Source organism: Novosphingobium album (ex Hu et al. 2023) (assembly GCF_022832385.1).
Classification (GTDB): Bacteria; Pseudomonadota; Alphaproteobacteria; order Sphingomonadales; family Sphingomonadaceae; genus Novosphingobium; species Novosphingobium album.
On the sequence record NZ_JALHLE010000001.1, the window covers coordinates 235,078 to 245,752 of the forward strand.

Sequence of the window (10,675 nt, forward strand, 5' to 3'; positions counted from 1 at the left end):
GCAAGTTGGCAGACTCGCCTAGACCGTGACCATGCAGGTGCCGCGACGCTTTCTCCCTCCGATGTCTCTGCTTTGCGCGTTTGAAGCGGCCGCACGGCTTGAAAGTTTCACGGCTGCGGCCGCCGAACTCCATCTCACGCAAGGCGCGGTCAGCCGGCAGATCCGGGCGCTTGAGGAGACGCTCGGCGCCCCCCTTTTCCACCGCGAAAGACAGCAAGTGAGGCTGACCGTCGCGGGGGAAAGCTATGCCGGTGAAATTCGCGAAGCTCTCAAGCGCATATCCACCGCCACTCTCGGGTTTCGCGCAAATCCCCGGGGCGGAACGCTCAACCTGGCCATCCTGCCCACGTTCGGCATACGCTGGCTGGCCCCCCGCCTGCCGGCATTTCAGGCCGAACACCCCGGCATCACCATCAACCTGCAGACGCGGCTCAATCAGTTCGATTTCAACCTGGAGAATTTCGACGCGGCGATTCATTTCGGATCGGATGACTGGCCCGGTGCGGAAACAGCCTTGCTCATGCGCGAAACCGTGGTTCCCGCCTGCAGCGCCGCCATGCGCGACAGCTTCGAACTGCACGCACCCGCAGACCTGACCCGCCCCCCCTTGCTCCACCTGAGTTCACGGCCCGATGCATGGGAGCAATGGTTTGCCATCAACGATGTCACCGCAGCGCATACGCACGGCATGCTGCTCGATCAGTTTGCCCTCGCAGCGCAGGCCGCCAGTTCCGGGCTCGGCGTCGCGCTTCTCCCGAAATTCCTGATCGAACAGGAACTGGCATCGGGTGAACTCGTCATGGCCTTTGATCGTCCGATGATCAGCAAGGGGGCCTATTTCCTGGCATGGCCATCCACGCGGGACGCCTATCCTCCCTTGCGCGCGTTTCGTGGTTGGCTCGTCGAAGAGGCCGGCATGCAGTCGTCCCTGAACGGCAATTCTCCCGAGACCTGACATTCAATCTGGCACGGGTGTGCACCCATGTTCCGGGCGTCTTTGAAAATGCGGCACGAGACGCCCCGTCAAACGAAGTCTTCGGTATCAATCGTGCCGCGCATTACTTCCGGATAGCGATGGCCGGAAACGGTCTGCTGGTTGATCAGGTCCCCAGCTCTGGCCAGAATCGCGGGATCGATCGGCAGATCGCCACTGGCGTTGTTTTCAGCCCAGTGGGCGATCGAACGTGTGCCCGGAATGACGTGAACGTTCTCTGCCCGCGAAAGAACCCACGCCAGCGCAAGTTGAGCCGGAGCGACGCCCGCTTCCGCAGAAAGCGCGCTGAACTTGCCAATCAGATCGAGGTTCTTTTCCCAGTTCCCCGGATGGAAGCGCGGGTGGGTGCGGCGCAGGTCCTTTTCGGCAAGTGTCGCGATGTCGGTCAATTCGCCGCACAGCGCACCGCGCGCCACCGGAGAGAAGGCAACCAGCGCGATGCCGAGTTCCTTCGTCGTTTCCAGCACGCCGAGTTCGACGTTGCGCGTCCACAGTGAGTATTCGGTCTGGACGGCCGCCATCGGACGAACGGCGTGCGCTTCGCGAATATGCGCCGCAGACCATTCGGAAACGCCGTAAGCACGGATCTTGCCCGCATCGATGGCATCGGCCATTGCACCGACCGAGTCCGCGATGGGAACCTTCGGATCGAAGCGGTGCATGTAGAACAGATCGACATGATCGGTGCCAAGGCGCTTCAGGCTGCCATCCAGCGAAGCCGTGATGGAAGCCGGGCTGCAGTCGATCCCGCGGCGAGGACCATCGATGATGATCCCCGTCTTGGTCGCCAGGAAATATTCGTCCCGCCGCCCCGCCAGCGCCTCGCCCACGATCTCCTCCGACACGCCACCGCCATAGATATTGGCGGTGTCGAAATGATCGCAGCCGTTATCGAGTGCGTGGCGGAACAGGGCCACGGCATCCTCGCGGCTCGGCGGGTTGCCATAGGCCCATGCCACGTTCATGCAGCCCAGCCCGACCGGGTTGAGCGCCTTGCCGGCCAGGTTGCGCTGCATCATCAGGACCAGCCGTCCTGTTCTTCGAGACTTGCGGCCAGCTCGCCGATCACGCGGTAGCAATCGAGCACCTGCGCCACCGACGAATTGGGCTCGCGTCCCTCGCGGATGGCGGCCACGAATTCGCGGTCCTGCAGCTCGATGCCGTTCATCGAGACAGCGACCCTGGAGACGTCTATCGGTTCTTCCCGGCCAGTAACGAGATCGTCGTAGCGGGCGATATAGGTGCCGGTATCGCCGATGTAGCGGAAAAAGGTGCCGAGCGGGCCGTCGTTGTTGAACGACAGAGAGAGCGTCAGGATCTGGCCCGCCTCGGTTTTCATCTGTACCGACATGTCCATGGCGATGCCAAGGTCAGGATGCTTCGGCCCCTGCAGGGCGTTGGCCCTGATGACCTTCGAGCCGGTCATGTACTGGAAGATGTCGATGGTGTGGGCCGAATGGTGCCACAGGAGGTGGTCGGTCCACGAACGCGGCTCGCCCTTGGCATTCATGTTCTTGCGGCGGAAGAAGTAGGTCTCGACGTCCATTGCCTGAAGCGTCAACTCGCCCGCGTCGATCTTGTTCTTCACGAACTGGTGCGACGGATTGAAGCGGCGGGTGTGACCGACCATGCAGACGAGGCCGGTTTCCTGCTGCTTCCTGACGACCGCCTGTGCATCTTCCCACGAGTCCGACAGCGGAATCTCGACCTGAACGTGCTTGCCCGCGTCCATACAGGCAATGGCCTGCTCGGCATGCATCTGGGTAGGGGTGCACAGGATCACGGCGTCGACGTCGTCGCGCTCGAGCGCTTCGGAAAGCTCGGTGCCAGAATGTCCGGCGCCGTACTTCTCGGCGACCGCGGCGGCCTGCTCGGCGCGGCGACTGATGATCGAGGTGATCTGGACGCCGTCGATGTTCTTGAGGCCATCGAGGTGCTTTTCACCGAAAGCGCCTGCGCCGGCGAGAGCGATACGCATGGGGTTCTCCTTTGGTATTTCGTTTCAGGCGATCGGCGCGCGATCTGCGGCTTCTCGTGTAAAGGTGGGGCTGGGCGGAACCGTGGGGTCGACCGGTTCCAGCACGAGGTGGCCGAGCGCGGTATTGCTCACCGGCACATGGTAATGGCGGTGCAGCGCCCGCGTGCTCTTGCCAAGCGCGCCGCGCATGATCAGCCACATGACCATTTCGATGCCTTCCGAACCTGTCTCGCGCAAGTACTCGATGTGCGGGATCCAGCGCAGGTCCTGCGTATCGCCGATCAGCTTGTCGAGGAACATGTTGTCCCATTCGCGGTTGATCAGCCCCGCGCGAGGCCCCTGCAACTGGTGGCTCATGCCGCCGGTGCCCCAGACCTGCACTTTCAGGTCTTCCGGGAAGCTGGCCACGGCGCGCGCGATCGCCTCACCCAACAGCCAGCAGCGGTTGCCCGACGGTGGTGGATAGGTAACGACATTGACGGCGAGCGGGATGACCTTGACCGGCCACTTGTCGACATGGCCGTACATCATCGAAAGCGGCACGGTCAGGCCGTGATCGACGTCCATCTCGTTGAAGATGGTCATGTCGAATTCGTCGAGGATCAGGCTCTGCGCAATGTGCCAGGCAAGGTCGGCGTGGCCTTCCACCGGCGGCACCGGGCGCGGGCCATAGCCCTCGTCGCAGATGCCATACTGGTCGGCACAGCCGATCGCGAAGGTCGGGATCACCTTCATGTCGAAGTTCGAGGCATGGTCGTTGTAGACCAGCACGATCACGTCGGGCTTTTCCTCGTCCATGAACCTACGCGTCCAGTCGAACCCTTCGAAGGCGGGCTTGAAGTAAGGCTCCTCCTCCTTGTGGTTGTCGAACGCGAAGCCCAGCACCGGAATGTGGCTGCAGGCAATGCCGTGCGTGATGCGGGCCATCAGTTCTTGTCCTTGCCAGAATTTTCTTTGATCGAGCGCACGCCTTCGGGCGAGCGGCCACCGGCCATCATCATGGCCTGATATTCCTCGACGCTCATGCCGGTCATCGTAGAGACCGCCTGCACAAACGACAGGCCGTCGGAAGCGAAGACCTTGGAGAGGAAGTAGATGTTTCCACCAAGGTCCAGCAGGCGATTGTAGTCGCGGTCGAGCACGGCCTGCTTCTGGTCCTCAGTCATCGGCCACTCGTCGAGATAGGCCTTCTCGCCGGCGTGAAAGCGATCGCGGTTCTCAGCCTTCATCAGGCTCATCGCGAACTGGTTGAGGTGGTACCCCTTGCGCGCCCGGGCCGCCGTGTAGACGCGCGTGCCCGGAATGTCGTCGAAGTCCGCCAGATAGTCGTGGATGTCGGTGGGACCGCTCATGCCGTCTCCTTCTCCCCTCGGGAATGTGAAGCACGCATCTTGCGCGCAATGATCTGCCGGGCCCGCACGCCGCCTTCGTCGATGCGATAGGCGGAGAGCTTGCGATCTGGATTGGCGATGATCGCCGCCTGCTGCGCTTCGAGCAGTTCGCGATCCTCGGCGAAGACGCCCGCCTGCTGTGCCTTGAAGCGTGCGGTAAAGCCTGCGTCCTCGATGTCGAAGTCGCGCGCCATGCCCCAGAAATAGTGATGGCTGGTTTCGCTTTCGGGCGTCATGAAATCAACCACGATCCCGCGTACGCCCTGGTCGTGCTGCTCGATGGTGGCTCCTGCCCCCACCGGGGCGACGCCCACGTCGATCATGACCGCCGACGGCAGCACGAACTCGCAAATCTGCCAGCGGTCGACCAGTCCGGGCTTCTTGAGTGCACCGCGCCAGAACGGTGGCGCCTCGATCCCCGGCATCCATCGTGACAGGCAGACCCGCTCACCCTCTACGGAGCATTCCAGCGGTGCCTCGAGGATTTCCTGCTGGCCGATCGAACCGGCATGCACGTAAGTCTCGTGCGTGAGGTCCATCAGGTTGTCGATCATCAGGCGATAGTCGCAACCGACGGAATAGTATCCGCCGTCGAAGACCCAGCCCTCCGCGCTGCACGGCCACAGGTCCGGGATCAGGGAAGGATCGGCCTTGTCCTTGTCGCCGATCCAGACCCACACGAAGCGATGGCGCTCCACCACGGCATAGGTTTCGACGCAAATGCCGCGGTTTACCGCCTCGAACTTGAGCGGCATTTCCTCGGCCACGCCGTCCGGCCCCAGCTTGAGACCATGATACTTGCAGCGGATCGAATCGCCTTCACGCAAGCCCATCGACAGCGGCAGCAGGCGATGCGGGCAGGCATCGCGCATGCCGGCCACCGAGCGATCGAGCTTGCGATAGAACATCATCGGCACGCCACAGATGGTGCGGGCCAAAGGCGTGGAATCGATCTCGTGATCCCAACCGGCAACGTACCAGGACTGGGTGAGCCAGGTGCTCACAGCCCGCGTTGCTTCAGGATAGCGTCAAGGCGCGGGAAGACCTTGCGCGTGTTGCCTTCGAAGATCGCGTGGCGTTCCTCGTCGCTGATGTCGAGCGCATCGATGTAGCGCTTGGTGTCATCGAAATAGTGGCCGGTCGTGGGGTCGATTCCGCGCACCGCGCCGACCATTTCCGAGCCGAACAGGATGTTCTTGTTGTCGATCACGTCGGCCAGCAGGTTGATGCCAGGCTGGTGGTAGACACAGGTATCGAAAAACACATTGTTCATGATGTATTCGTCGAGGCTCGGCTTCTTGAGCATGTCGGCCAGCCCGCGGTAACGGCCCCAGTGATAGGGCACCGCACCGCCGCCGTGCGGGATGATGAAACGCAGGTTCGGGAAGCGGCTGAACAGGTCGCCCTGCATCAGCTGCATGAAGGCGACGGTGTCGGCCGCGAGGTAAAAGCCGCCGGTCGCGTGCATGGCCGGGTTGCACGAGCCCGAAACGTGGATCATCGCCGGAACGTCCAGTTCGCACATCGCCTCGTAAATCGGGAACCAGTACTCGTCCGTCAGCGGCGGGTGCTCGAAGTGGCCGCCGCCCGGGTCGGGATTGAGGTTGCAGCCAATGAAGCCCATTTCCTCGACACAGCGGCGCAGTTCCTTCACCGAGGCGGAAAGGTCCGCCGTGGGGCTCTGCGGCAGCATGCAGACACCTGCGAAAGTCCCGGGGAACATCTTCGTGACGCGGTAGATGAGGTTGTTGCAGTGCTGCGCCCACTCTTCGCTCACCGCCTGATCGCCGACATGGTGTGCCATCGCGGACGCGCGCGGCGAGAAGATTGTAAGGTCAGCACCACGCTCCTTGATGAGGCGCAGCTGGTTGCTCTCGATCGTCTCCCGGATCTCGTCGTCGGAGATTTCCGGGTACGGCGGCGGGGTCTCACCAGCCTTGAAGGCGGCCTTCTGGGCCTCGCGCCATTCATCGTGTGCCTTGGGCAGAACGGTGTAATGGCCGTGGCAGTCGATCACGAGCGTCATGGCTCAGTCTTCTCCATTGGAAACAGGAATGGCGGAAATCGCCGCGAGCTTGGCCCCCAGTCCGGCTGGAGGCGGTAAAATCCCGAGTTCGCCAAGCGCCTGCTGCCGCTTGACCGTATTTTCGGTCATCAGCGGCGCGATGCCGAGCGCGCGAAGCATCTGGGCGGCTTCTTCCATCTCGACGGCACGGCGGCGCCCGTGAACGAGCATGCGGTCCAGATTGTAGTCGGCACGCTCCCGCCACGAGGTCGTCTTCTCGCTGGCGTCGAGGGAGGCCAGCACATCGTCGACCACGCCTTCGGCCTCAGCCGCAAGCATCATCTCTGCGGTCAGCGCCTCGAGCCCCTTGACCATGACCGAACGCACAAGCTTGATCGCTGAGGCCCGGCCCACGGCATCGCCCGCGATGCGGACATTGGTAAAACCTGCGCCTTCAAGCGCGGCCCCTGCGTCCTGCGCATCCGGCCCCGACAACAGGAGCGGCACGGCAAGGCGCGCCGGGGTGACGGGGGCAAGAACGGCAACGTCGACATACCCCCCCTGCCCTTGGGCAACGGCAGCCGCCCCCGCCCGCTTGGTATCCGGCGCAACCGAGTTCATGTCGCAGAACAGTGCACCGGGCGCGAGCAGCGGCGCGCAAGCCTGTGCTACACCGAGCGCCTGATCGCCGGTGACCAGCGACAGAACCAGCGAAGCCCCCTCAAGCGCCTCAGCCGCAGTTGCGCAGGCTGTTACGCCCAGCTCCACCATTACCCGAGCGCGCTCGGAAGCAATATCGAATGCATGGGCGTTCCCGCCCCACGCAGCAGCGCGGGCAAACGTCGATCCAGCCTCGCCGAAACCTATTATGCCGATGGAATTTTCCATGTCCCCAAGGTGGACCAGTCAGTCACGGCCTTGCCAATCGGAACTGCCCCCGACCCATAAGCCTTTCCTAATCAGATAAGCATGGAATTAACCTGAAACCGTGCTTTTCACGGCTCCGCCCCATAAGTTGTCTATTAGAATTCCGTCAGAGCCTCGCTCGCAGCGACAAGGTCCTCGATGAAATGGCGCTGCACTTCGGTAGGTCTCCACGAGGCCCGCCAGGTCATCCCGATCGTGCGCCCCAGTCCCTGCGGCAAACGCACGAGTTGCACCAGCCATCCCGCTTCGAGTTCGACTGCAACCTGATCAGGCGACAGCAGTGTGAGAAAATCACTGTCGATCAGCAACTGGCGGACCATCATCACCGATCCGGACTCGATCGGAACGGCCGGAGGCTTCATACCGGAGCGGCCGAAGTATCTGTCGAAGCTGTCACGCAAGGGCGCACCGGACGGTGGCAGAACCCAGTCATAGCGCGCGAGATCCTCCATCCCGGGTTCAGCACCCACCAGCGGATGGCCCGCTCGGCAAAACACCGCCGGCAGGTCATCGAACAACGGCGTCTGGACCAGATCCTCCTCCAGCAACGGATCCCGCAAAGCCCCTACCATTACATCCAGTGCGCCCTGCCGCAGGGGACCGAGCAATTCCGACCGCGAACCTTCGGCGATCCGCAAGCGGACCTTGGGGTGGCGCCGGATGAAACGCGTCACGGCGCCGGGCAGGACACGGGCCCGCGACAGCGGCATGGCGCCGACGGCAATGCGCCGCGTCTCCCGCCCCTTGAGCGCCTCGATTTCGGTCAGGCCAGTCTCCAGTTCGATTCGCGCAAGACGCAGCGACTGCACGACAGCCTGCCCGCCTTCGGTCAAAGCAATGACCTTGCCCCGGCGCTCGACCAGCTTGCGCCTCATGGCCGTCGACAAGTCCGCCACCGCGCGATGAATGGACGGCAGTGACAGACCGGACACCTGACTGGCTCCCGCGTAGCTCCCCTGATCGGCAAGGATCAGCAGCGCCCTGAGGCGCGGCATAGTGACATGGGGCGTGTTGAGATGCCGCATGGCAGCATCGATGCGCGGTGCGAACAGCAACGCGGCTTCAGTTGGCTTCATGCCATCGAAGCGGCGCTCGAACAGCAGCACGCCGAGCTGCTTTTCCAGCCGCCCAAGCGCCTGCGTTATCGCTGGCTGGCTAAGGTTTACCGCGTCCGCAGCGGCATTCACCTTGCCAAGTTCGACGATTTTGGCGGTCGCCTGCAAGTGCCGAAGGTTGAACTTCCAAATTTCCATGCGACCACTCTTAGCCAAAACCTATCGCTTGACCATAGTTTCTCTTTCCCCTGCCTTTGCGCGCGCGTCATGGATGCAAGCCCAAAAAGGAGCATTCAGCATGGGTATCGTCGTCCAGAATATCGCGCGCGCGGCCCCGGAAGTGATCGACGGGCTGGCCGCCTGCGGCGTCGCTACTGTCCACGAAGCGCAAGGACGCACTGGCCTTCTCGCCAGCTACATGCGCCCGATCTATTCCGGCGCCCGCATCGCCGGCTCGGCCGTGACCATCAGCGCACCTCCGGGCGACAACTGGATGGTCCACGTTGCCATCGAGCAGTTGAAGGAAGGCGACCTCCTCCTCCTCGCCCCGACCAGCCCCTGCGAAGACGGCTATTTCGGCGACCTTCTCGCCACCAGCGCACAGGCGCGCGGCTGCCGCGGCCTGATCATCGATGCCAGCGTGCGGGACGTGCGCGATCTCACCGAAATGCAGTTCCCGGTCTGGTCCAAGGCGATCTACGCACAGGGCACGGTCAAGAACACGCTCGGCTCGGTCAACGTGCCCGTCGTCTGCGCCAACTGCGCGGTGAACCCGGGCGACGTGATCGTGGCCGACGATGACGGTGTCGTCTGCGTACCGCGCGCAAAGGCCGAGGAAGTCCTCAAGGCCGCTCAGGCGCGCGAAGCCAACGAAGGCGAAAAGCGCGAGAAGCTGGCTTCGGGCGTGCTCGGCCTCGACATGTACAAGATGCGCGAGCGCCTCGAGAAGGAAGGCCTCAAGTATGTCTGAGCGCTTCGGCGCTGAGGGCGTGCCCTGCATGTGGATGCGCGGTGGCACGTCCAAGGGCGGCTACTTCCTGAAGGAAGACCTGCCCGGGGATGCCGGCACGCGCGATGCCTTCCTGCTCAGGGTCATGGGTTCTCCCGATCCGCGCCAGATCGACGGCATGGGCGCGGCGGATCCGCTGACCAGCAAGGTCGGGGTCGTCTCGAAATCGGACCGCGAAGGCATCGACGTCGAGTATCATTTCCTGCAGGTCTTCGTCGATCAGGCACTCGTGTCGGACGCGCAGAACTGCGGCAACATCCTGGCCGGTGTCGGCCCTTTCGCCATCGAGCGGGGGCTGATCCAGCCTACCGGCGATGAGACCCGCGTCACCATCTACATGGTCAACACCGGGCAGGTCTCGGTCGCTACCGTGCAGACGCCGGGCGGCAAGGTTACATACGACGGCACCGCGGTCATCGACGGCGTCCCCGGCACTCACGCCCCGATCCCGACCGAGTTCCGCGACACGGCAGGCTCGATGTGCGGTGCCCTGCTCCCGACCGGCAATGCCGTCGATGAAGTGAACGGCGTTCGCATGACCTTGATCGACAACGGCATGCCCTGCGTCGTCATGAAGGCGGGGGACCTTGGCATTACCGGCTACGAGGATCGCGAGAGCCTTGATGGCAACGCCGAACTCAAGACCAGACTGGAAGCGATCCGCCTTGCCGTTGGCGAGCGGATGAACCTTGGCGACGTCAAGGAGAAGTCCGTCCCCAAGATGTTCCTTGTCTCGCCCCCGAAGAACGGCGGCGCGATCAACACCCGCAGCTTCATCCCGCACCGCGCCCATGCCACCGTGGGCGTTCTGGCCGCCGTCACCGTGGCGACCGCAGCGCTGATCGAAGGCACGCCCGCCGCCGAAGTGGCCGTGATCCCCGAGGGTGCGCGCAAGACGCTGTCGGTCGAACACCCGACCGGCGAAATGAGCTGCGTCCTTGAAACCGATGAAACCGGAACGGTCGTCAGCGCCGCGCTCCTCAGGACCGCGCGCAAGCTGATGGACGGGCTGGTCTTCGCCTGATTGCTCATCCCGCGCGGGGGACCGGCCAGCCCGCCCCCCGCGCCATACAAAGAGACATACGCATGACCGACCGTATCCTGTGCTGGCACAGCAATCCGTCAAAACCGGCCTTCACGCCGCCGCCGGGCGCGATCGATGCGCATTGCCATGTCTTCGGCCCGATCGCCGAATTCCCGTTCAGCGCCAAGGCCAAGTACCTTCCGCAGGACGCAGGGCCGGACAAGCTCTTTGCCCTGCGCGATCACCTCGGCTTTTCGCGCAATGTCATCGTGCAGGCCAGCTGCCACGGCAC

12 protein-coding genes are annotated in these 10,675 nt (G+C 63.3%); 4 read left to right on the forward strand and 8 right to left on the reverse strand.

Annotated features, from left to right (window positions below; genetic code table 11):
- Positions 1 to 61: 61 nt before the first annotated feature.
- Complete coding sequence (locus MTR64_RS01190; RefSeq protein WP_243989930.1) at positions 62 to 955, forward strand: LysR substrate-binding domain-containing protein; 894 nt, start codon at positions 62 to 64, stop codon at positions 953 to 955.
- Positions 956 to 1,023: 68 nt separating this feature from the next.
- On the opposite strand, the gene MTR64_RS01195 is transcribed toward MTR64_RS01190, so the two are convergent.
- The 8 genes from MTR64_RS01195 to MTR64_RS01230 all read right to left on the reverse strand — a co-directional run bounded on the left by MTR64_RS01195 (position 1,024) and on the right by MTR64_RS01230 (position 8,548).
- Entirely contained in the window at positions 1,024 to 2,013 is a 990-nt protein-coding gene (locus MTR64_RS01195) for an aldo/keto reductase (RefSeq protein ID WP_243989931.1), read from the reverse strand.
- Positions 2,013 to 2,972, reverse strand: a complete 960-nt coding sequence (locus MTR64_RS01200) for a Gfo/Idh/MocA family oxidoreductase (RefSeq protein ID WP_243989932.1) — start codon at positions 2,970 to 2,972, stop codon at positions 2,013 to 2,015. The genes MTR64_RS01195 and MTR64_RS01200 overlap by 1 nt, the downstream gene beginning before the upstream one ends.
- Positions 2,973 to 2,996: 24 nt before the next feature.
- Positions 2,997 to 3,899 (reverse strand): class III extradiol dioxygenase subunit beta, encoded by a 903-nt coding sequence (locus MTR64_RS01205; RefSeq protein WP_243989933.1) that lies wholly within the window; start codon positions 3,897 to 3,899, stop codon positions 2,997 to 2,999.
- Positions 3,899 to 4,324 (reverse strand): protocatechuate 4,5-dioxygenase subunit alpha, encoded by a 426-nt coding sequence (gene ligA / locus MTR64_RS01210; RefSeq protein ID WP_243989934.1) that lies wholly within the window; start codon positions 4,322 to 4,324, stop codon positions 3,899 to 3,901. Before ligA ends, MTR64_RS01205 begins: the two co-directional genes overlap by 1 nt.
- The gene (locus tag MTR64_RS01215) at positions 4,321 to 5,367 is read right to left on the reverse strand and encodes a Rieske 2Fe-2S domain-containing protein (protein ID WP_243989936.1); all 1,047 of its coding nucleotides are present in this window, start codon (positions 5,365 to 5,367) and stop codon (positions 4,321 to 4,323) included. The genes ligA and MTR64_RS01215 overlap by 4 nt, the downstream gene beginning before the upstream one ends.
- Positions 5,364 to 6,389: an amidohydrolase family protein gene (locus MTR64_RS01220; protein WP_243989938.1), complete on the reverse strand. Its 1,026-nt coding sequence runs from the start codon at positions 6,387 to 6,389 to the stop codon at positions 5,364 to 5,366. Before MTR64_RS01220 ends, MTR64_RS01215 begins: the two co-directional genes overlap by 4 nt.
- 3 nt (positions 6,390 to 6,392) lie before the next feature.
- Positions 6,393 to 7,256 carry an NAD(P)-dependent oxidoreductase gene (locus MTR64_RS01225; RefSeq protein WP_243989940.1) on the reverse strand — a complete coding sequence of 288 codons (864 nt, stop codon included), beginning with the start codon at positions 7,254 to 7,256 and terminating at the stop codon, positions 6,393 to 6,395.
- 134 nt (positions 7,257 to 7,390) lie between these two features.
- A complete protein-coding gene (locus MTR64_RS01230) occupies positions 7,391 to 8,548 on the reverse strand; it encodes a LysR family transcriptional regulator (protein ID WP_243989942.1) in 1,158 nt (385 codons plus the stop codon).
- 100 nt (positions 8,549 to 8,648) lie between these two features.
- On the opposite strand from MTR64_RS01230, the gene ligK reads away from it, so the two are divergent.
- From ligK to MTR64_RS01245, 3 genes are all read left to right on the forward strand, one after another.
- On the forward strand, positions 8,649 to 9,320 hold the full coding sequence (gene ligK / locus MTR64_RS01235; RefSeq protein ID WP_243989944.1) for a 4-carboxy-4-hydroxy-2-oxoadipate aldolase/oxaloacetate decarboxylase: 672 nt from the start codon (positions 8,649 to 8,651) through the stop codon (positions 9,318 to 9,320).
- Positions 9,313 to 10,383 (forward strand): 4-oxalomesaconate tautomerase, encoded by a 1,071-nt coding sequence (locus tag MTR64_RS01240; RefSeq protein WP_243989946.1) that lies wholly within the window; start codon positions 9,313 to 9,315, stop codon positions 10,381 to 10,383. Before ligK ends, MTR64_RS01240 begins: the two co-directional genes overlap by 8 nt.
- A 62-nt stretch (positions 10,384 to 10,445) precedes the next feature.
- Positions 10,446 to 10,675, forward strand: a 230-nt coding sequence (locus MTR64_RS01245) for an amidohydrolase family protein (protein ID WP_243989948.1), incomplete at its 3' end; no start/stop codon positions are given.